Here is a 20,362-nt window from a genome sequence, read left to right on the forward strand (position 1 = left end):
ATGAGCTGTCAGGATGATCTTAAAGGAGGGAACGGAATGGGAAATACGATTCCAGTTGTTGAAAAGAAGGACTTTCTTAAAAGCTTCTTAAAACAGTATGAGCTTAAGCGTCGTGAATGCGCATGGCTGTTAAACTACCTCATGAGTGATGATAACTTAATGGAACGAGTTCATTTTATTGAGCAAGCTGAACAAACACCTAAAGCACTTGTTATATCTGCTCAGGGTGTAAGCACCATTCCCTTTTCATTTAGAAAAAATCAGCATGTCACCACGGATGCCGAAAAAGCATTTCACGATATTCGCTTAAATCAAACAGAAGAAATTTATATTGAACTTCATTTTAAAGGGGCAAAAAGCTACTCGTTATATCTTGCGGTTCTTGAAGATAACCCGTATTTACCAGAAAACCAAAAACGTGCTGAAGTCATGGAGAATGAAGCCGAGCAATTGCTTTCTCATTCTTTGTACATGTTTAACCGGAAAAAGCTTTTAGAGCAAATTGATAACGCACTTGATACGCGGGATCAAACGCTGTTCATTCAGTATACGGAAGCACTTCGTCTGTTAGACTCTGAGCATAATGGCACGTAGAAGGCTCTCAACCTGAGAGCCTTTTGTTTTTACATAGAAAAAGGAGTGAATGATGATGAAGTGGACAACAAAAGATATTCAAACGTATCAGAAAGAGAAAGAATTCATTGATACACTATTAATTCCGCTTATGCCTCTCGGATTTCAACAGGAGCAAAAAAAAGCGGCGATGGCAAGTGAATATATTGAAATTCTCTCTCAGGAGTTAGAGCGCCTTTACCAAGGGAGAATGCTTCTCAGCCTGCCTTTTACCTATTATTCTGGTGAAAATATAGAAGATAAAGTAAATCGGTTAGAATCATGGATTGAGGCTTGGAAAAAAGACGGGATAAAACATATTTTACTTTTGACAAGTGATTCCAACTGGAGAGAGGTAGATGTATCAGAACGGATTGAATGGGTGCCAGCCATTCAATTACAAGGATTAAGTGCAAAAGATCGCACAAATCTTTGTTCAGATGTTGCACAAGATTTGTCTTTAATTTTGACAAAAAAGTGGTCATAAAGTCACATTTATATGAAAACGGAACCAAACCGCCCATGATGAGATATTGCGCTATGAAACCGGTTGTAGTATCATTACATTGTCCTAGTATTATTTCGTTTTATGTCCAATGATTGGGCTTACAATCTGTTGGTAGGAGGGAGAACCGTGAGCGAGAAAGAGCACAAAGTGTCAAGACGACAATTTTTGACGTATACGCTTACAGGTGTTGGTGGATTTATGGCGGCAGGAATGCTAATGCCAATGGCAAGATTTGCCCTTGATCCGGCTTTGAAAGCAAGTGCTGAATCAGACATGCATTATGTGTGTGAATTAGATGACTTGACTGAAGAACCACAACGATTTGTCTTTTCGTATGATCAAGTAGACGCCTGGTATGAGTCAGAAGTGCAACACGAAGCGTACATATTTAGACAAGGTGATGATGTTATTGCCTTATCCTCTTCCTGTACCCATTTAGGCTGTACAGTAGCGTATCAGGAAGATCAAGGAGAATTTGCTTGTCCATGTCATGGAGGAAGATTTGAGAAAAACGGTAAAAACGTACCGAATTTACCTCCACAACGTCCGTTGGATAGGTATGAAGTATTAGTTGAGGATGGACGAGTATCAGTAGGACAAGTGAATCAGCAAACTTAGTGGGAGGCGTAGTGGATGCTTCAAAAAATTTATGATTACGTTGATGAACGTCTAGATATTACGCCTATGTGGCGAGATATCGCTGACCATGAAGTGCCTGAGCATGTCAATCCTGCTCATCATTTCTCAGCATTTGTTTATTGTTTTGGTGGATTGACATTTTTTGTAACAGTTATTCAGATCTTATCTGGTATGTTTTTAACCATGTATTATGTTCCTGATATTATTAATGCCCATGCTTCCGTATATTATTTACAAAACGAAGTAGCTTTTGGGGTCATTGTACGAGGAATGCATCACTGGGGAGCTAGTTTAGTCATAGTTATGATGTTCTTACATACATTACGTGTCTTCTTTACAGGTTCATATAAGAAACCGCGTGAATTAAACTGGGTTGTAGGTGTGTTAATTTTCTTCGTTATGTTAGGTCTTGGTTTTACCGGTTACCTACTGCCGTGGGATAACAAGGCGTACTTCGCAACGGTCGTTGGACTGCAGATTGCTGAAAGTGTGCCAATTATCGGTGACTTTACAAAAACATTGCTTGCAGGTGGAAACATTATTGGTGCGGCAACGTTAACTCGTTTCTTTGCCATTCATGTATTCTTTTTACCGGCAGCACTTCTTGGGTTACTAGGAGCTCACTTCTTTATGATTCGTAAACAAGGGATCTCTGGACCGTTGTAAGAACAAAACATGTGATTCTCGGCAAAAGGAGGGAACAAGATGCATCGAGGAAAAGGAATGAAATTTGTTGGGGATTCCAGGGTAAAAGTGAATGGCAGAAAGCCAAACATACCAAAGGATTACTCAGAGTATCCTGGAAAAACAGAGGCATTCTGGCCAAACTTCTTATTACGTGAATGGATGGTAGGTGCTGTGTTTTTAATGGGGTACTTGTGTTTAACCGTTGCACACCCTGCACCACTTGAAGGATTAGCTGATCCAACAAACTCTGCGTATATCCCGTTACCTGACTGGTACTTCTTATTTCTGTATCAATTATTAAAGTATACGTACGCTTCTGGTGACTACAATGTACTCGGAACGGTCATTATCCCAGGGGTTGCGTTTGGTGCATTGTTACTTGCTCCATGGCTTGATACGGGCAAAGAACGTCGTCCTCAAAGAAGACCTATTGCTTCATCTATGATGCTGCTAGGGGTTATTGCGACCATTTTTCTAACATGGGAAGCTGTTGATCAACATGACTGGGTTGCAGCTGCGCAGCAAGGTCAATTAGTTGAAGAAGGTGACGTTGACATCAACATGGAAGCACAGGGTTATGAAATTTATCAAGCTCAAGCTACATGTTTAAATTGTCACGGGGAAACATTATCAGGAACGGCAATGGGACCAAACCTTCTTGAAACAGAGAAATCTGTAGAAGAAATTATTGATGTGATTCATAATGGCCAGGGTGCCATGCCTGCAGATCAATTTGAAGGCTCAGAAGAAGAGCTTGAAATTTTAGCAGATTACATTGCAAATCATGGCGATGTAGAAGAATAAGGGTATAATAAGGATGTCTACTTAAATCAATTTAGTATGCTGGTAAAAGCTAGCGTCTAATATATGATTGTAGTAGGCATCTTTTTTATTTTACCTGAAAAGGAAAGAAGGGCATCTCATGATCCTACCGATTTTATCTTATTTTAGAAAACCGTACGTTCTACTTTTACTCCTATTGATTAACGTTCCTGGCACCATTTACGGGTTTGTATGGTATTGGAATCAATTAAAAGCTACGCCTTGGTATTTCACCCCATTTGTACCTGATAGTCCAACAGCCAGCCTATTTTTTGTCTTTGTTCTTATCGCTTTTCTATTGAAAACGAATTGGCCGCTATTTGAGGCGTTAGCTGGCGTTACATTAATAAAATATGGAATTTGGGCCGTCGTGATGAATAGTTCTTCGGTTATGGCAGGAGCGCCGCTCACGTCAGACATCATTATGTTAAATCTTTCTCATGCTGGTATGGCCATTCAAGCGCTTATCTATGCTCCCTATTTCCGAATAAAGCCTTGGCACCTAATCGTAGCCCTAATTTGGACTGTACATAATGACATCATCGACTATGTGTTTGGCATGTTCCCGTGGTTATCATCTGGTCTAATGCCATATCTTTCGCAAATCGGCTATTTTACGTTCTGGCTTGGTCTGTTCTCAGTAGGGTGTATCTATTGGTTATGCCTTCGCAAGGACCGTTTACAGCTGTCGCTCTGAAGCAGTTGAGTTCAGAATTCCTGGTCTACTCTTGTCCTACCTTTCATAGGATGTAAGGAATGGGGGAGGGATACTGTGCGATACGTAAAGGGAATCTTACTTTTTCTTGTTTGTTTTGGGTGGTTAGGGGTGCAGAACGTACAAGCAAGTTCTGAAAGTCATTGGACTGATGTGAGTAAGACGGCAGATCTTGTGCTGCAATTAACTAAACAAGAAAATTTAACTGAAGCGAATCAATTACTTGAATCATTTAATCATACATGGCAAAACGTGAATCACGAGCAGTCACCTTTTTTTGATACAGAGAGTGAACAAGCCATCTCTCTCACATTGCAACAAGCTCAAGTGGCTCTCCAATCATCAGATATGGAGCAGGTGGAGCGGGTAGATCGAGTGACAACGTTTAGACTTGCTGTTGATGCCGTATCAAATAACAGTCAGCCTCTATGGCTTTTGAGTGAAACATCTCTTCTTAAAGCAGCAGAGGAGCTTAAAGTGGTAGCTGAAGATCAAACATCTGACGTATTTTATCAACAATTAAATGAGATTAATCGTCAATACCAAGTCATTCGTCCGGCTTTGTCTATTCAAGCAGCAAGTGACCTGTATTTTATTGATACACAGCTAGATACGTTCTTATCTTCAAAAAAGCAGTTGGACGTGGGTGCTAGAACGGCTTATGCTGCTCAACTAGAGGAAGATATCCAAACGATGTATGAAGAGTATGATCAAGAAGAAGCGGATCCATCTTTATGGTGGATGATCTTCACAATTGGTGGAATGATTATAGTATCTCTTTCCTATGTTGGCTGGAGAAAGTATGCGGCTTCTCAAGTGAAACATCAAGAAAAGGAAAAAGAGAAAGAGAAAATGTAACGTAGTAGCTGGGATACTTACACTTTGACTTTTCCTGACGTTTTAAGTACACTATAATCATATAGTAATTCTAGGTAAAAGGATGAGGTGAGTGTATCGTGTCAATTAGTTTTCTTGTTTATTTTGCTTTACTGCTCATTATTCCGATATGGGCAAGCAGCAGGGTAAAAAAAGCGTATAACAAATATTCTCAGGTTCGTAATTCTGCAGATATGACCGGAGCAGAGGTTGCTCGTAAAATTCTTGATGATAATGGATTATTTGACGTGCGAATTGAAGAAGTAAAAGGTCAGCTATCAGATCACTATGATCCTCGCGCGAAAACAGTGCGGTTGTCCTCTGAAAACTATCATAGACCATCAGTTGCAGGGGCAGCGGTTGCAGCGCATGAGGTGGGACATGCGATTCAAGATGCTGAAAGTTATTCGTTTCTAAACTTCCGTAGCGCGCTTGCGCCAGTTGCTAGTTTGGGCTCAAATGCTTCCTTCTTCTTTTTGATTGCTGGTATGATTTTCTCTATCTCAAATTTGGTTTTTGTTGGGATAATTTTTATGGCGGCTGCGGTATTATTTCAGCTTGTCACTTTACCGGTTGAATTTAATGCAAGTAATCGTGCGATGGAGCAAATGGTATCATCTGGTATCATTCGAAACAATGAAGAACGTGAAACGAAAAAAGTCCTAAATGCAGCTGCAATGACGTATGTTGCAGGAGCGCTAGTTGCCCTACTTGAACTTGTTCGTTTTGTTTTAATGTTTATGAATATGAATGACGACTAATCGCGAAAGAGGTTAGGAGATAACGGTAAAATCCTTATGGAAACACGAACATAGTAACCAATCCGCTACAGGAGAATCCCTCGCACCCGCAAACACGGCTTCAGCCTCATCCGTGGAAGAACACCACTGCTGAGTCTTCAGACACGTGTTTTTCCGCAGGAGTCTCGGGTTCTCCTTTCGCTCGTTTCGCAAAAGACACGAATGGCGAATGATTCGCTCATTGAATCATTCGCCATTTTCTCGTTTATTTTTGAGTCATGTCCTAGTCGCCTTTTTCTAAAGATGTAATGGCTGCTTATTTTCATCTAACGTAAATCCTTCTCCACTAACATCTGTTACATTACTGATGGTAACAAAGGCATGTGGATCAATGCGTTGAACGAGGTTTTTAAATCGTGCTAATTCGTTTCTTGCGACAACGCAATACAATACATCTTTCTCGGAGCCTGTAAAGCTTCCTGTCCCCTTTAAAGAAGTCGCTCCCCGACCCATTTCTCTTAAAATGGCTTCAGATATATCTGGAATCTGTTCGGATATAATAAAGGCTGCTTTGGCGGAATACGCACCTTCTTGTATAAAATCAATCACTCGCGCTGCGATAAAAACAAGAACTAGTGTATACATGACCTCTCGATAATTAATATAGAGAAGCGATGTAGCAATTACGCACGCATCAAAGACAAACATCGTTCGTCCGATACTCCATCCAAAGTAGCGTAAACAAAGCTTGGCGATAATATCAACGCCTCCTGTTGTCCCACCGTAGCGGAAAACAAGACCTAAGCCAACTCCTATAAAGGCTCCAGCAAATAATGCAGCTAACGTTAAGTCATCGTGAAGCGGTATGTAAACTAGTTGAAACCGTTGAAACAGGTCTAGAAAAACAGATACAGCAACTGTACCTACAATCGTATAAATAAATGTAGTTCTGCCAAGTAGCTTCCATCCAATAAAAAATAAGGGGATGTTTAAAACTAAATTCGAAATGGCTGGATTAAGATTAAATGCATAAAATAAAATGAGTGTGACTCCAGTAAATCCTCCATCTGCTAACGAATTCTCCATATTAAAATAAACAAGTCCAAATGACATTAGTGCGGATCCGACAATCACAAAAAAGAGATTGCGAATATGTTGATAGATCATAATTTTCCTCCTTTGTCCCTTCATTACTCTATAAAATATTTCAAGAAAAAGCTAGTTTCATTTTTAAAAGGATCTTATCTCACACAATTTTAATTGTACATATAGGCATATATTGAGAGTGAGGTGATCATTATGAAGTCATTTATTTCATTATTCTTTATCTTATGCTTAAACAGTCTGTTCTTTGCGAGTGTCATCATGTTAGTCATAGCGAAATGGCCTGTGATTGACCAACTGACCGGAATTCTTGTGATTATTTTAAGTTTTGTGCTTGGTTTGTGGAATGTGATAGCCTTTGTAGACCTTGTTAATGCACGACGAAAGAACTAGAAGTATTGCAGAAAGATGTCAAATTAATTTCATTTATATTATTTTCAACATTATAGGTTTTAAGTCATGTTAAGTTGGGAAAAGAGACAGTATAAATTTTTGTAGAAGAGAGGTTAGACCGTGGACAAATATTTATCCGTCGAAGTGTTAAGAGCTGCGTACAGGCAAGCAATATTAAATGATCATGATCAAGACTTTATTCAATTAATCCGTGAAGAACTTATTAAAAAGGAAGCGGATTCATCTGATAAAACGTTAGTTCAGTTTGAACATGTTATGGAAAGAGAATAATCATACCACTACGTACATAAACCTATTTAATCGCCTGCCTTGCTCCTATTCAATTGAGAGGGTGGGTTTTTTAGCGTTAAAAAGCTTTCAGCAGGATTATACGGCTATAGAATTGCGAAATTGCACGTAATTCGCTAACATGGTAATTGAACAAACATTACATAAGCGATTGAATTGGAAGTACTGGAAGAAGGGTGATAAAGATGAATGAAATAAAACTTGTTATTGCAGGACCTAGAGGGAATATGGGACGGGAAGCCGTTACATTAACTCAGGAAACGGAACATTTTTCACTAGTTGCTGTGATTGATTCTAAACATGATGGAAAGCGGTTATCTGAAGTAGATGGAATGCCGGAATTAGACATTCCTGTTTATACAGATATTAAGCAATGTTTTACGGAACAAAAGCCAGACGTATTAATTGATCTGACCTCTCCAGAAATTGGGAAAATTCATCTTGAGGCTGCTTTAGATCATGGAGTACGTCCAGTTATCGGAACAACAGGTTTTACTCAAGAAGAGATTGATCGATTACGCACGAAGGCAGAGGATAAAGGCATAGGCGCGATTATTGCACCTAATTTTGCCATAGGTGCTATTTTAATGATGAAGTTTGCACAAACGGCAGCTCGCTATATGCCAGATGTAGAAATATTAGAAATGCATCATGATAGAAAGCTGGATGCACCATCAGGAACTGCTCATAAAACGGCTCAATTAATTTCAGAAGTAAGAGAAGCGAAAAAGCAAGGACACGAAAATGAAACAGAAGATCTACAAGGAGCACGCGGGGCGGATATGGAAGGCATGCGCATTCATAGTATTCGTCTACCTGGGTTAGTCGCTCACCAAGAGGTTATTTTTGGTGGACCAGGTCAAACCTTAACGATCCGTCATGATTCCATTAATCGCGCGTCCTTTATGCCGGGTGTTCGTTTATCAGTGGAAACGGTTCTTTCACTAGATACATTGGTATACGGATTAGAACATATTATCGAGTAGAGGGGATATAACATGAGAATCGCACTAATTGCTCACGATAAGAAAAAAGATGATATGGTAGAGTTTTCACTTGCATACAAGGATATTCTGGCAGAACATGAGCTATATGCCACGGGAACAACGGGAACCCGCATCTCGGAAGCGACTGGCTTGTCCGTGACGTTGTTCAAGTCAGGCCCATTAGGTGGAGATCAGCAAATTGGTGCGCGAGTCGCTGAAAATTTATTTGATCTGATCATTTTTTTGCGAGATCCACTAACTGCACAACCTCATGAACCAGATGTTACAGCACTTGTCAGGCTATGTGACTTGCAATCCGTTCCACTTGCAACAAATTTAGGAACGGCAGATATTTTAATTAAAGGGTTAAAAAATGGTGACTTTAAATGGCGGGAAGTATTGTAAAAAAGGAATGAGACGATGGACTCACTAGATATTCTGGCATTCGGTGCACATCCGGATGACGTAGAGATTGGTATGGCGGGTACGCTTGCCAAATATGCAAGCTTGGGGAAAAAAGTTGGCATTTGCAATCTTACAAGAGCTGAACTATCTTCAAACGGTTCGGTTGAAATCCGTCAACAAGAAGCAGAGGAAGCGGCTCGTCATCTAGGTTTGACTAAACGAATACAGCTTGATCTTGCAGATCGCGGATTAAGTAGGAATGAAGCCGAAAGCTTAGCGGAAATCACTTCTGTAATTCGTACATATAAGCCGACCATTGTTTTTGCACCAAGCAGTCCTGATCGGCACCCCGATCATGTTCATGCAGGTCGATTAATTCAGGAAGCGGTTTTTAATGCTCGTATTTACAAATATCAATGTATGAACAACTTACCAGCGCACAAAGTACGCGATGTGTTCACTTATTTTATTAATGGATTAGCACAGCCGGACTTTGTTGTGGATATCGCAGAATGGAAAGAGCAAAAACGCAAAGCGCTTCAAGCGTATAAGAGCCAGTTTGAACACTCTGCATCAAGTGTTGAAACTCCACTTAACTCAGAATATATAGCAAGTGTGGAAGCAAGGGACAAAGTGTTTGGAAGTCAAGCGGGTCTTCAGGTTGCAGAAGGCTTTCTAACGGTCAAACCTTTGGTTATCTCTAATTTACTGGAAGGGAACCTGTAACAGATGAAGTATCGTATTGGAATAAGCTGTTATCCTACGGTTGGTGGATCAGGAGTAGTAGCTACTGAGCTTGGGAAACAGCTTGCAAGCAAAGGTCATGACGTTCATTTTATTACTTCGAGCATTCCCTTTCGGTTAGATCGAGTGTATCCCAACGTCTATTATCACGAAGTACAGGTAAATCAATATGCTGTTTTTCAGCATCCTCCTTATGATCTAACGTTAGCAAGTAAAATGGCAGAAGTGATTGATAGAGAAAAACTTGACATTCTTCATGTGCATTATGCGGTGCCTCACGCAATTTGTGCCATTTTGGCGAGAGATATGGCCAAACATCCTGTGAAGATTGTCACCACATTACACGGGACTGACATCACCATTCTCGGTGTGGATCAATCGTTAAAGCCATTAATCAAATATGGAATTGATGCGTCTGATGCTGTTACTGCGGTATCAGATGATTTAATTAAACAAACCTATGAATTAGTTCAATCAGCAAAAGATATTCAAACCGTCTATAACTTTATTGATGAGTTACAGTATCATCCGGTAGAAACTGGTGACTTAAAGAAGAGATACGGAATTGAAGCGGATGAAGCTGTTTTTATCCATATCTCCAATTTCAGGCCGGTGAAGCGAATTCAGGACGTTATAAAAAGCTTTTCACTTATCAACCAATCGATCAGAGCCAAATTATTGTTAATTGGTGACGGACAAGAGCTACCGGCTGCAAGGGAATTAATTAGCGAGCTCGGTTTAGAAGAACAGGTGCTTGTGCTTGGTAGTCAAAAGCATTTAGCAGAACTTCTATCAATAAGTGATGTGATGCTTCTACTGAGTGAGAAAGAAAGCTTTGGCTTAGTTGCTTTAGAAGCGATGGCCTGTGGGGTCCCTGTCATTGGTACAAGGATAGGAGGGATTCCTGAGGTTATTAAAGATGGAGAAACTGGCTTTTTATGTGAAGTTGGAGACGTAGGCGATGTAATGAAGCGAGCAATTCAACTAGTGGAGGATCCGAGCACTCTTCAACGATTCAGAGAAGCTGCGATGCAGGATGTAATTGAACGCTTTAATGCAGATAAGATTGTCGCTGAGTATGAAGCCATTTATCAATCTGTATTAGCGGAAAGGAATGATTAGCTCTTGAATCCTTTGGCTAAGCAAGCAGCAGCACAAGTGATGAATCAACTCCTTGAGCACGGATACCGTGCTCATATGGTTGGTGGAGCGGTTCGTGATGGATTGTTGCAAAGGGAAGTATCTGATATTGATGTGACGACATCTGCTAAATCAGCAGAGATCTGTGCGCTGTTCAAACGGGCGCACCAGATGAACACGGAGCATCAAACGGTTCTGGTTCGAATAGGCGAGATGCATATCGAAGTGACAACCGAACGCGGGCTTTCATTAGCAGAAGATCTTGCTTCTCGTGACTTTACAATCAATTCAATGGCGCAAACATTAGAAGGGGAAATTATTGATCCCTATAACGGACAAGAGGATCTTACTCAGAAACTAATACGGTCGTTCAGCCCGGAAGATCGCATGGACGAAGATCCTTTACGCATGCTCAGGGCGATACGTTTTTGCAGTGAATTAACCTTTTTAATTGATAGAACGCTATTAGAGGTCATAAAGCAAAAGGCTCCGTCTATTCAGCACGTGGCAGGCGAACGAATCGTTACTGAATGGGACAAGCTGCTGAGTGGTAGCAACTTACAACAAGCGTTTCATTATTTAAAAGAGACTGAACTCTATTCCTATTTACCGGGACTACATATGTCAATAGATGAGATTGAACGACTTAAAAGTGTTCCGAAGCTTCAGAACTTAGATTCAGTTAATCGTTGGGTGTTATATTTTCTCTGGATTAAAAAGCCATCTCATTCAGCTACACAGGACTTACCTTTATCAAATGAAACCAAAAGACAGATTAAGTCACGTTTGACTCTTTTTGAGTACCGAGAGCAGCACCCATTAACGGATTGGGTACTCTTTCAGTCCAGTTTGTCGGTTGTTCGAGATGTAGAACAGCTACGTCGCTTTTTCCAATTGACAAGCATGAATGATCAACTGCTACAGGAAAAGTGGGAGGCCCTTCCGATTCATTCAAGCAAGGAGTTAAAAATATCAGGTAGAGATCTTATGGAAAATCGAAAGATCCCTTCTGGACCATGGATAAAAGAGGAATTAGAGTGGCTTCTGCGTCTTGTTATCAGCAGGTCTATTACACATTCAAAAGCAGCACTTTTAGATGCGATTGAAAGGAGGAGAAATGATGAGAAATGAACTCGTTCAAAAACTAGTGGAATATCAGGGTGAATACGTATCTGGTGAACGACTTAGTGAATCATTAGGTGTATCAAGAACGGCCATCTGGAAACAGATTGATGTGCTAAAAAAACACGGGTATCAAATTGAATCCGCACCTAAAAAAGGATATCAATTAATGGGGCGTCCTGATGGATTGCAGGAGCATGATATTCATTTATATTTGCATACAAAGCGTCTAGGACAAAGCGTTTCTTATTATGCTACCGTCCCTAGCACCCAGGCTGTTGCACATGAATTAGCTCAAGCAGGAGAGCCAGAGGGACATGTTGTTGTTGCAGATGAACAAACAAGTGGACGTGGTCGATTTGGGCGTAACTGGAGTTCAGCGGCAGGCACAAGCATATCTATGAGCTTGTTATTGCGGCCAGCACTCGCACCTGAAAATGTACCTCCACTTACTCTTGTGGCAGCAGTCGCTGTAACTAGAGCGATCGAAAAAGTAACAGGACTCGAAGCTGATATTAAATGGCCAAACGATATTTTACTGAATGGAAAAAAGATTGTTGGTATTTTAACAGAAATGCAATCTGAGCCAGGGCTAGCGAATGTGGTTATTCTAGGAATTGGCATTAATGCAAATCAAACTGACGAAGAGCTCATCCATGATGACCGCAATCAATCCACTTCTCTCGCTACAGAAAAAGGGGAATTAATTAATCGCGCAGAGCTTTTAGCTAACATTCTTGAAGAATTTGAATGGTTATATGACGCGTATCTGAAAAATGGGTTTAAGGAAATAAAGCTTCTATGGGAAGCGAGATCAATAAGTATTGGTTTGAATCTTGAAGCGAAAAGTATTCATGGGACGGTAACTGGACGATCTGTTGGCATTTCCGAAGATGGAGCTCTTTTAGTAGAGGACGCACAGGGAATCACTCACAAGGTGTATTCAGCAGACGTACAATCAAAGAACTAGTCGCCACGTTTAGCTTTTGTTATAATGTGTATTGCGGGTTGTATTACAGTCGTAAACAATACCGTTGCTTATTTTTTTTTAAAACATGCTGCCTTGATCTATGTAGACAGGGACAGAAAGAAATGAACCAAGTTAAAGCTTGTTAGTGTAACAGGTGTCTTTGACTTGCTCACACCTTTCTTTCTTAGGCAGAGAAGGTTTTTTTGCGTATATGCAGAAAGGGGAAGTGTGATGAAAACAACAGCAGATTTTAAGAAGAGAAAACGTGAAAACGAACCAATCTCCATGGTTACGGCCTATGATGCACCTTCCGCGAAGTTCGCAGAAGCAGCAGGAATTGATGCAATCCTTGTAGGAGATTCTTTAGGAATGGTTGTTTTAGGATATGATTCAACGATCCCGGTGACAATGGATGATATGGTTTTGCATACAAAAGCCGTTAAACGCGGTGCTGCCTCGACGTTTGTTGTCGCAGACTTACCTCATTTAAGCTATCACGGAAGTATTGATCTGACGCTCGCCAATGTACGACGCCTTATTCAAGAAGCGGGTGCAGATGCAGTGAAGCTTGAAGGAGGATCAACCGTTATAAATGAAATTCGTACATTAACAGAAGCTGGTGTTCCAGTCATGGCTCACCTCGGACTAACTCCTCAATCGGTTGCCGTAATGGGTGGGTACCGTGTTCAAGGGAAAGATCGGAAAGGTGCAGAAGCATTATTACAAGATGCTTTAGCTGTTGAAAAAGCCGGCGCATTTAGTCTGGTTCTTGAATGTGTGCCAACAGAGGTTGCTGCTTTCATAACTGAAGCTCTCTCTATTCCTGTTATAGGAATAGGCGCAGGACCTAAAACAGATGGTCAGGTCTTGGTCTATCATGATCTAATTGGATATGGCGATGTACATGTTCCGAAGTTTGTAAAAGCTTATACAAACGTTAGTGAAATGATTGTTGCTTCGTTAAAAGAATACCATCAAGAGGTTAAGCAGCGTGTGTTCCCGGCAGCTGAACATAGCTTTACGGTGAGTGAAGATGTCATCTCCGGCTTATACGGAGGAGGTCATAATGAAAGTCATTAAAACAATTGATTCACTGCGAAGAGATCTGCAATTAAGAAAAGCAGATGGTCACAGCGTAGGATTTGTTCCAACTATGGGGGCTTTACATGAAGGGCATCTCTCGCTTATTCATCAAGCACGAGATAACCATGAGGTAGTAGTCGTTAGTGTGTTTGTAAATCCTTTACAGTTTGGTGAGGGAGAGGATTTTGAATCCTATCCGCGTGACATCGAGCGTGATCAACAGCTTTGCGAAGAAGCGGGTGTCGACATTCTCTTTTATCCATCCGTAGAAGAGATGTACCCAAGAGAGGCATCCGTAGAGATTAGAGTTGTTCAAGGTGTAGATGTTCTTTGTGGAAAAAGTAGACCAGGGCATTTTGATGGTGTAGCAACCGTTGTATTAAAATTACTTCACATGGTTGAACCGAATGCTGCTTATTTTGGACAGAAAGATGCTCAACAAGTGGCTGTTATCAAACAAATGGTTCAAACCTTGTCCATGTCCGTTCAAATTATCGCTTGCCCGACTGTTCGAGAAGAGGACGGCTTAGCAAAAAGCTCGAGAAATGTAAACCTTAATACGAGAGAGCGAGAACTTGCACCGGCACTTTACAGCACGCTTATAAAAGCGGCTGAACTTGCTAAATCAGGCTCTAGCCGGACTGAATTAATGGAGTATGTAGTTAAAAACCTTGATCAACTTGAACTAGGTTCAATTGATTATGTCGATGTTTTAACGTATCCAGAACTCGTTGCAAGCGAGCAGTTATCTGGAACAGTTATCATAGCTGTTGCTTATCAATTTAGTCGAGCTCGTTTAATTGACCATATCTTAGTTGAGTTATAAAGGAGACGAACCAAATGTTTGTTACTATGATGAAATCTAAAATTCATCGTGCCACTGTTACAGAGTCTGACTTAAATTATGTAGGTAGTATCACAATTGATGAAGAGATTATGAAGGCGGTAAATGTCTTAGAGAATGAAAAGGTTCAAATTGTGAATAACAATAACGGTGCCAGATTTGAAACGTATGTGATAAAAGGGGAATCAGGCAGCGGGCAAATGTGTGTTAATGGAGCTGCCGCTCGTTTAGTTCAACCAGGTGATACGATTATTGTCATTGCTTATGCAATGATGGATGCCAAGGAAGCGGCTGACTTTAAACCAAATGTAGCTATAATGAATCAAGACAATACTGTTAAACAACTGCTCGGTACAGAACCAGCTTATACCGTCTTATAAAGCGCATAAAACCCTTCTCCCGATGCAAACTGAGGTAAACAAGAGGAGAGGGGTTTTCTTATGGACAAATGGATGACAGATTGGCAAGATGCCTACAAAGAAATTTGTACATTGATTGAAAAAGGTGATACAAACCATGTATGGATCGAATTAAATAAATTAGAGCAAAAGTCGGCAAAGGTTTTAGACTTGTGGTCGGTTATGGATGAGAAGGTAGCGCTTATCAAGGAACATCTAGCTCATGAGCCAAGTGTGAACGGATATCAGTCGATGGGTACAGTCTACCTTGAACAGAATCAATTAAAACGTGCCGTTTTATCTTTAGAACAAGAGCAGGCAGAAGGGGTTAACGAAGAATGGAGACGACTGTTTCTTGCCTATGCTCACTTAATGAATGGATCCACTAACCAAACGATTGAACAATTTATGTATTTGATTCAGACAGCTAAAGATGAGAGTGTTCGTCATTTTAGCTTTGCAGGACTCGGCTGTTATTACACCGTTAACCATCAGGTAGATCGTGCCGCAGAGTTGTTTGAACAAGCAAAATTGCTCACGCCAACTTCTGATGTCGTGTATAATTTAGGTGTATGTTATTATTTAATAGGTGCAATGGATGTGTCAGCAGAACACTTTGAACAATATACGATGCATGTACAACAAGATGGTGAAGCTCTTTGCTTTCATGGATTGGTTCGTGCACGATTAGATCAATTTGAACATGCAAAGCAATTATGGGAACGTGCACTCGAAGTATATACAACATCCGAAGATATGATACGACTGGCTTTAATGAGTGAGTGGTATGGTTTCTTTGAGATTGCGATAAAATGCTACCAGAAGGTTATAGCATTAGGAGAAGAAGAAACGTTTGCCATGCACGGACTTGCGTGGAACCTGGCTTTAAATGATCAGCTTCGTTTAGCTTGGCCTATTTTTGATCGACTTTTAAAGGAACATCCCCATGATCCGCATGTAAGAAGGTCCTTACAGCACCTTGGAAAACTAGCAGAAGAGAAAAACAGTATGAATTAGAGATGTGAACGGTTAGATAGAGGTGGGAAGATGAGTAAGCAATATGTGGTACTTGATCTAGAAACAACAGGACATTCTCCCACTAGAGGAGATCGAATCATCCAGATCGGTGCTGTAAAAATCGTTAATGATCAAATAGTGGATCGATTTGTAACATTTGTGAATCCAGAACAATTAATCAGTCCCTTTATTCAAGAGTTAACCGGGATTAATGATGATGATGTGTCTGATGCACCTCTATTTAGAGATGTAGCGTCTGAACTTCTCGATTTTATGAAGGACTGCTCATTTGTTGCCCATAATGTCCAATTTGATTGGGGCTTTCTTTCTGCCCAGTTGAAATTAGAAGGGTACGTGGTCCCAAATGTACCGATCTACGATACGGTTGAACTTGCGCGTATTCTTTTGCCAAATGAAGAGAGTTACAAGCTTGGTATGCTAGCTGATGGGATGGGTTTTACTCATGAGCGCCCTCATCAAGCGGATAGTGATGCAGAGGCAACAGCGATGATTTTTCTTCACGTGCTTGAAAAATTACGTCAGCTGCCTTTATTAACTCTTCAGCAACTACTGCCTTTGAGCAAGCGATATAAGAGTCATATTGAGTCAACGATCCAAGAGATTATTGCAGAGAAGCTTAAAGTAGGTAATACAGGTGAATCAGAATATGATGTTTTTCGTGGACTTGCGTTAAAAAAGCAATCGACCGATGAGCAAGAGGACACTGAAAACAGTGAAGAGATCGAGCAATTTAGAGAGTCATTTTTTACGAACGACGAGTCGCTTCAGACGGTGTTTGAGCACTATGAGCAACGTCCAGGACAAAAGGAAATGATTCAAACGGTTTACCAGTCATTTAAGAATAATACACATGCGATGATCGAAGCTGGAACAGGGACAGGAAAAAGCTTAGGCTATTTGATTCCAGCCGCCATTCATTCTTTGGAGGATCAAAAGCCTGTTATTATTAGTACTCAAACCATTCCATTACAAGATCAACTTTTGTCTAGAGACGTCCCGCTTTTAAAGCAGTTATTGCCGTTCCAAATACGTGTGACCTTACTTAAAGGCAGAAGCCATTATATAGATCTGCGGAAATTTGAGCTTAGTTTAGAGTCAACTCAAGAATGTTCGTATGATGTGATCTTAATGAAGTCTCAAATTTTAATTTGGTTAACTGAAACAGAGCATGGAGATATTGAGGAACTAAACATGCCATCTGGAGGCAGGAGCTACTGGTTTGAAATTCAAAGCGATGCAGCCTCTGATCTAGGTAGGTTCAGCCCTTGGTTTTCAAGGTGCTTTTATCATCGAGCCAGAAGACGGGCTCATGAAGCTCACGTTATCATTACAAATCATTCATTGCTTCTTACTGATATTGTACACAAGCAATCCTTGCTACCATCCTACAGTCATGTTGTGCTGGATGAAGCACATCATCTAGAAGACACGGCTAGTGAGCGGTTAGGACTTAGAACAGATTATCTTTCCTTTGCATTTCTGTTGCAACGTTTGGGTGATACAAGTGAGGATGGAATGCTTGTTAAAATGTCTGATCTCGCGAAGAAAGTAGGCGTGCAGTCAGATATATGGTTAGATTCAGCGGAAGAGTTGGGTGAAATTAAAGAGGAGTTGGATGATTTATTCCGGATGATCCATGCCTATGCTCTTAAAGCAAAGAAAAAAGCGTCGTCTGATACTGGACGAACTCGTTACACGTATAAATCATTTAATGAGACCGGTGAGCTTTGGTCTGCTATTTTAGAGATTGCCATGCGTGTGCATTCATCCTTGTCCCATGTGTGTCTCCAACTTGAATCCATCTCACGAAGCATTGATGCGAATGATGATACATTCTCGTATCGGGAGCGTGCTCAATGGTCAGATGGCATGCGTTTAATTGCATCGCTTCTGGAAGAGGACGAACAATTGTACGAACTCTTACTTGAATATGATCCAAACCAAGTGTATTGGATTGAAGCAGAACCAAAAGGTGCAAGAAATGCAACATTTTTATATAGTAAGCCAATTGATGTATCTGAACGTTTAGCGGATGACTTATTTGGACGTAAAAAAAGTGTGATTTTAACGTCTGCTACGTTAACGGTAAATGGGTCATTTAATTATCAAAAAAACCGTCTTGGTTTGCAGGATTTTGGCATTGAAACCTCACTCATTGAATCTCCCTTCTCATATGTAAATCAAGCAAAAGTTCTCATTCCTTCTGATCTGCCAGCGATAAAGGATGTAACGGATGAAGAGTTTGCAGTGGAAGTAGCAATCAAGATCTGGAGAGTTGCTGAAGCGAGTAAAAGTAAGCTGATGGTTTTATTTACCTCATACGAAATGCTTCGAACAGTCTATCAATATGTAAAAGACTTTAATGAGCATGAAAGCTTTCAATTAGTTGGTCAAGGAATTACAAGTGGTAGCCGCTCAAAGCTTATGAAATTGTTTAAACAATCAGATGTGGGTATCTTGTTTGGCACAAGTAGCTTTTGGGAAGGTATCGATTTGCCGGGGGATGAGTTAAAGCATGTTATTATTGTACGCTTACCTTTCTCGCCACCTGATGAGCCTTTACTTGCAGCCCAGCTTGAGCAAGCGAAAGAACAAGGGAAAAATCCTTTTATGGATGTTTCTTTACCTCAAGCCATTATTCGCTTTAAGCAAGGATTTGGACGACTTATTCGAACGCAGCATGATAAGGGATGCGTATTTATTTTTGACCGTCGGATTACGACAACAAGGTACGGCTCATTGTTCATCAAGTCGTTACCTAATGTTCCCGTGCATGAGGGCAAACTAGAGGACTTACTTGAGGAACATCAGACATTCCTTTAAGTATAGAATAAAGGTGGCAGAGCAATGAACACGTTATTAACAAATGCAAAAATAGCAACCATGGATGAATCATTTTCAATCATTGAATCAGGCTATGTATTCATATCAGGTAAAACATTTAAACAAATTGGTGCTGGTGCACCACCTCAAGATGTGGTACAGCAAGCGGATGTTACAACCGATCTAAAAGGGAAATGGATTGTACCTGGACTTTATAATACACACGGACACGCGGCGATGACATTAATGCGTGGATATGAAGATGATCTGCCCTTAGACAGATGGCTAAAGGAACGAATTTGGCCATTTGAAGGAAAGCTGACAAAAGAATCGGTTGCTGCTGGACGAGATCTAGCTATGGTTGAAATGATTAAATCTGGAACGATTGGCTTTTTAGAAATGTATCATTTAAACATGGATGATTTTGCGTCCAGGATCGAACAAGTAGGCATGAGAGCTGTTTTAACGCGTTCTGTGATTGGATTGTGCCCTAGAGAAGAGCAGGATGCGAAATTAAATGAGTCAGCTGATTTTGCAGCAAGGTGGGACGGGGCGGCTAATAATCGAATTCATACGATGCTTGCTCCACACGCACCATATACATGTCCGATTGATTATATTGAACGTATTGTAGATAGGGCACGTTCGCTTTCGTTACCAGTACATATGCATTTAGCTGAAACAAAAAAAGAAGTGGACGATTATCACACTTCGTTTGGGTTGCATCCATTGGATCACTTAGTTGAGTACAATTTACTTGATGATACGAGTTGGCTTTTTGCTCATGCTGTTCATTTAGAGGACTCGCATGTATCAATACTCGCTAAATCAAAAGCGAGTATTAGCCATAACCCAATGAGTAATTTGAAGCTTGGATCTGGAATCGCTCCAGTAATGAACTTTATTCAGGCGGGAATTCCCGTTTCAATTGGGACGGACGGAGTATCTGCTAATAATACACTGGACCTATGGCAGGAACTACGTACAGCTGTTCTTTTGCAGAAAGGAATGGTTCAAAAAGCTGATGCGATATCAACACAGCAGGCACTTCGGATGGTTATGAGAGAAGGTGCAAATGCCCTCCAGACCGGGCAAAAAGGAATGATTAAAGAAGGGGAAGAGGCAGACTTTATTGTGGTTGATCATACCGCACCACATCTTCAGCCTGAAACTCAATTACATTCACATCTTGTTTATACTGCGGTTGGCTCAGATGTGAGCGATGTTTATGTACAAGGGCACTGTTTAATGAAAAACCGTGAACTCCTTACTCTAGATGAAGAGAAAATCAGATATGAAGTAAACAACCAATACCAGGCAACGGTTCAATCTCTATAGAAAGGGCGCGCATTACTCATGTAGCGCGCACCCGCCTGAGGTATGGGTGAAGGTTTTTAGATTGGA

The 20,362-nt window shown here is 40.7% G+C and carries 23 protein-coding genes; 22 read left to right on the forward strand and 1 reads right to left on the reverse strand.

Going from position 1 to position 20,362, the window contains the following annotated elements:
* Window positions 1-36: 36 nt before the first annotated feature.
* From JNO66_RS03250 to JNO66_RS03285, 8 genes are all read left to right on the forward strand, one after another.
* Window positions 37-594: a ReoY family proteolytic degradation factor gene (locus JNO66_RS03250; protein ID WP_203086762.1), complete on the forward strand. Its 558-nt coding sequence runs from the start codon at window positions 37-39 to the stop codon at window positions 592-594.
* 55 nt (window positions 595-649) lie between these two features.
* A complete protein-coding gene (locus JNO66_RS03255; RefSeq protein WP_203086763.1) occupies window positions 650-1,099 on the forward strand; it encodes a DUF2487 family protein in 450 nt (149 codons plus the stop codon).
* Window positions 1,100-1,246: 147 nt separating this feature from the next.
* Window positions 1,247-1,738 carry a Rieske 2Fe-2S domain-containing protein gene (locus JNO66_RS03260; RefSeq protein WP_203086764.1) on the forward strand — a complete coding sequence of 164 codons (492 nt, stop codon included), beginning with the start codon at window positions 1,247-1,249 and terminating at the stop codon, window positions 1,736-1,738.
* Between the two features lie 15 nt (window positions 1,739-1,753).
* A complete protein-coding gene (qcrB, locus tag JNO66_RS03265) occupies window positions 1,754-2,425 on the forward strand; it encodes a menaquinol-cytochrome c reductase cytochrome b subunit (RefSeq protein WP_203086765.1) in 672 nt (223 codons plus the stop codon).
* A gap of 39 nt (window positions 2,426-2,464) precedes the next feature.
* Complete coding sequence (locus JNO66_RS03270; RefSeq protein WP_203086766.1) at window positions 2,465-3,250, forward strand: menaquinol-cytochrome c reductase cytochrome b/c subunit; 786 nt, start codon at window positions 2,465-2,467, stop codon at window positions 3,248-3,250.
* Between the two features lie 118 nt (window positions 3,251-3,368).
* Window positions 3,369-3,965, forward strand: coding sequence for a DUF1405 domain-containing protein (locus tag JNO66_RS03275; RefSeq protein WP_203086767.1), 597 nt, complete (start codon window positions 3,369-3,371; stop codon window positions 3,963-3,965).
* 75 nt (window positions 3,966-4,040) lie between these two features.
* The gene (locus JNO66_RS03280; protein WP_203086768.1) at window positions 4,041-4,841 is read left to right on the forward strand and encodes a sporulation protein YpjB; all 801 of its coding nucleotides are present in this window, start codon (window positions 4,041-4,043) and stop codon (window positions 4,839-4,841) included.
* A 104-nt stretch (window positions 4,842-4,945) separates the two neighbouring features.
* Window positions 4,946-5,620, forward strand: coding sequence for a zinc metallopeptidase (locus tag JNO66_RS03285; RefSeq protein WP_203087487.1), 675 nt, complete (start codon window positions 4,946-4,948; stop codon window positions 5,618-5,620).
* A gap of 276 nt (window positions 5,621-5,896) precedes the next feature.
* Here JNO66_RS03285 and JNO66_RS03290 read toward each other — a convergent pair whose 3' ends face one another.
* On the reverse strand, window positions 5,897-6,766 hold the full coding sequence (locus tag JNO66_RS03290; protein WP_203086769.1) for a YitT family protein: 870 nt from the start codon (window positions 6,764-6,766) through the stop codon (window positions 5,897-5,899).
* Between the two features lie 132 nt (window positions 6,767-6,898).
* Between JNO66_RS03290 and JNO66_RS03295 the strand changes: the two genes are divergently transcribed.
* From JNO66_RS03295 to JNO66_RS03360, 14 genes are all read left to right on the forward strand, one after another.
* Window positions 6,899-7,096 (forward strand): hypothetical protein, encoded by a 198-nt coding sequence (locus JNO66_RS03295; protein ID WP_203086770.1) that lies wholly within the window; start codon window positions 6,899-6,901, stop codon window positions 7,094-7,096.
* A gap of 120 nt (window positions 7,097-7,216) precedes the next feature.
* Complete coding sequence (sda, locus tag JNO66_RS03300) at window positions 7,217-7,387, forward strand: sporulation histidine kinase inhibitor Sda (RefSeq protein WP_203086771.1); 171 nt, start codon at window positions 7,217-7,219, stop codon at window positions 7,385-7,387.
* 203 nt (window positions 7,388-7,590) lie between these two features.
* On the forward strand, window positions 7,591-8,391 hold the full coding sequence (gene dapB, locus JNO66_RS03305; RefSeq protein WP_203086772.1) for a 4-hydroxy-tetrahydrodipicolinate reductase: 801 nt from the start codon (window positions 7,591-7,593) through the stop codon (window positions 8,389-8,391).
* 12 nt (window positions 8,392-8,403) lie between these two features.
* Complete coding sequence (mgsA, locus tag JNO66_RS03310; protein WP_203086773.1) at window positions 8,404-8,796, forward strand: methylglyoxal synthase; 393 nt, start codon at window positions 8,404-8,406, stop codon at window positions 8,794-8,796.
* Window positions 8,797-8,811: 15 nt separating this feature from the next.
* The gene (gene bshB1 / locus JNO66_RS03315; RefSeq protein ID WP_203086774.1) at window positions 8,812-9,522 is read left to right on the forward strand and encodes a bacillithiol biosynthesis deacetylase BshB1; all 711 of its coding nucleotides are present in this window, start codon (window positions 8,812-8,814) and stop codon (window positions 9,520-9,522) included.
* A 3-nt stretch (window positions 9,523-9,525) separates the two neighbouring features.
* Window positions 9,526-10,662, forward strand: coding sequence for an N-acetyl-alpha-D-glucosaminyl L-malate synthase BshA (gene bshA / locus JNO66_RS03320; protein WP_203086775.1), 1,137 nt, complete (start codon window positions 9,526-9,528; stop codon window positions 10,660-10,662).
* A 12-nt stretch (window positions 10,663-10,674) separates the two neighbouring features.
* The gene (locus JNO66_RS03325; RefSeq protein WP_210340754.1) at window positions 10,675-11,811 is read left to right on the forward strand and encodes a CCA tRNA nucleotidyltransferase; all 1,137 of its coding nucleotides are present in this window, start codon (window positions 10,675-10,677) and stop codon (window positions 11,809-11,811) included.
* On the forward strand, window positions 11,801-12,772 hold the full coding sequence (locus JNO66_RS03330; protein WP_203086777.1) for a biotin--[acetyl-CoA-carboxylase] ligase: 972 nt from the start codon (window positions 11,801-11,803) through the stop codon (window positions 12,770-12,772). Before JNO66_RS03325 ends, JNO66_RS03330 begins: the two co-directional genes overlap by 11 nt.
* A 231-nt stretch (window positions 12,773-13,003) precedes the next feature.
* On the forward strand, window positions 13,004-13,852 hold the full coding sequence (gene panB / locus JNO66_RS03335; RefSeq protein ID WP_203086778.1) for a 3-methyl-2-oxobutanoate hydroxymethyltransferase: 849 nt from the start codon (window positions 13,004-13,006) through the stop codon (window positions 13,850-13,852).
* Window positions 13,839-14,681, forward strand: coding sequence for a pantoate--beta-alanine ligase (panC, locus tag JNO66_RS03340; RefSeq protein WP_203086779.1), 843 nt, complete (start codon window positions 13,839-13,841; stop codon window positions 14,679-14,681). The genes panB and panC overlap by 14 nt, the downstream gene beginning before the upstream one ends.
* Window positions 14,682-14,695: 14 nt before the next feature.
* Window positions 14,696-15,079 carry an aspartate 1-decarboxylase gene (gene panD, locus JNO66_RS03345; protein WP_203086780.1) on the forward strand — a complete coding sequence of 128 codons (384 nt, stop codon included), beginning with the start codon at window positions 14,696-14,698 and terminating at the stop codon, window positions 15,077-15,079.
* Between the two features lie 60 nt (window positions 15,080-15,139).
* Window positions 15,140-16,114, forward strand: a complete 975-nt coding sequence (locus JNO66_RS03350) for a tetratricopeptide repeat protein (protein ID WP_203086781.1) — start codon at window positions 15,140-15,142, stop codon at window positions 16,112-16,114.
* Between the two features lie 30 nt (window positions 16,115-16,144).
* Window positions 16,145-18,958: an ATP-dependent DNA helicase DinG gene (gene dinG, locus JNO66_RS03355; RefSeq protein WP_203086782.1), complete on the forward strand. Its 2,814-nt coding sequence runs from the start codon at window positions 16,145-16,147 to the stop codon at window positions 18,956-18,958.
* A gap of 24 nt (window positions 18,959-18,982) precedes the next feature.
* A complete protein-coding gene (locus JNO66_RS03360) occupies window positions 18,983-20,296 on the forward strand; it encodes an amidohydrolase (RefSeq protein WP_203086783.1) in 1,314 nt (437 codons plus the stop codon).
* The last annotated feature ends 66 nt before the right edge of the window (window positions 20,297-20,362 follow it).

Origin of the sequence: Alkalicoccobacillus gibsonii, from assembly GCF_016798245.1 — a bacterium.
GTDB lineage: Bacteria > Bacillota > Bacilli > Bacillales > Bacillaceae_D > Alkalicoccobacillus > Alkalicoccobacillus gibsonii.

Bases quoted from the DNA above. Each gene is read 5' to 3' on its own strand.
- JNO66_RS03250 (WP_203086762.1), top strand. From the start codon at position 37: ATGGGAAATACGATTCCAGTTGTTGAAAAGAAGGACTTTCTTAAAAGC.
- JNO66_RS03255 (WP_203086763.1), top strand. From the start codon at position 650: ATGAAGTGGACAACAAAAGATATTCAAACGTATCAGAAAGAGAAAGAA.
- qcrB (WP_203086765.1), top strand. From the start codon at position 1,754: ATGCTTCAAAAAATTTATGATTACGTTGATGAACGTCTAGATATTACG.
- JNO66_RS03270 (WP_203086766.1), top strand. From the start codon at position 2,465: ATGCATCGAGGAAAAGGAATGAAATTTGTTGGGGATTCCAGGGTAAAA.
- JNO66_RS03275 (WP_203086767.1), top strand. From the start codon at position 3,369: ATGATCCTACCGATTTTATCTTATTTTAGAAAACCGTACGTTCTACTT.
- JNO66_RS03290 (WP_203086769.1), bottom strand. From the start codon at position 6,766: ATGATCTATCAACATATTCGCAATCTCTTTTTTGTGATTGTCGGATCC.
- JNO66_RS03295 (WP_203086770.1), top strand. From the start codon at position 6,899: ATGAAGTCATTTATTTCATTATTCTTTATCTTATGCTTAAACAGTCTG.
- dapB (WP_203086772.1), top strand. From the start codon at position 7,591: ATGAATGAAATAAAACTTGTTATTGCAGGACCTAGAGGGAATATGGGA.
- mgsA (WP_203086773.1), top strand. From the start codon at position 8,404: ATGAGAATCGCACTAATTGCTCACGATAAGAAAAAAGATGATATGGTA.
- bshB1 (WP_203086774.1), top strand. From the start codon at position 8,812: ATGGACTCACTAGATATTCTGGCATTCGGTGCACATCCGGATGACGTA.
- bshA (WP_203086775.1), top strand. From the start codon at position 9,526: ATGAAGTATCGTATTGGAATAAGCTGTTATCCTACGGTTGGTGGATCA.
- JNO66_RS03330 (WP_203086777.1), top strand. From the start codon at position 11,801: ATGAGAAATGAACTCGTTCAAAAACTAGTGGAATATCAGGGTGAATAC.
- panB (WP_203086778.1), top strand. From the start codon at position 13,004: ATGAAAACAACAGCAGATTTTAAGAAGAGAAAACGTGAAAACGAACCA.
- panC (WP_203086779.1), top strand. From the start codon at position 13,839: ATGAAAGTCATTAAAACAATTGATTCACTGCGAAGAGATCTGCAATTA.
- panD (WP_203086780.1), top strand. From the start codon at position 14,696: ATGTTTGTTACTATGATGAAATCTAAAATTCATCGTGCCACTGTTACA.
- JNO66_RS03350 (WP_203086781.1), top strand. From the start codon at position 15,140: ATGGACAAATGGATGACAGATTGGCAAGATGCCTACAAAGAAATTTGT.
- dinG (WP_203086782.1), top strand. From the start codon at position 16,145: ATGAGTAAGCAATATGTGGTACTTGATCTAGAAACAACAGGACATTCT.
- JNO66_RS03360 (WP_203086783.1), top strand. From the start codon at position 18,983: ATGAACACGTTATTAACAAATGCAAAAATAGCAACCATGGATGAATCA.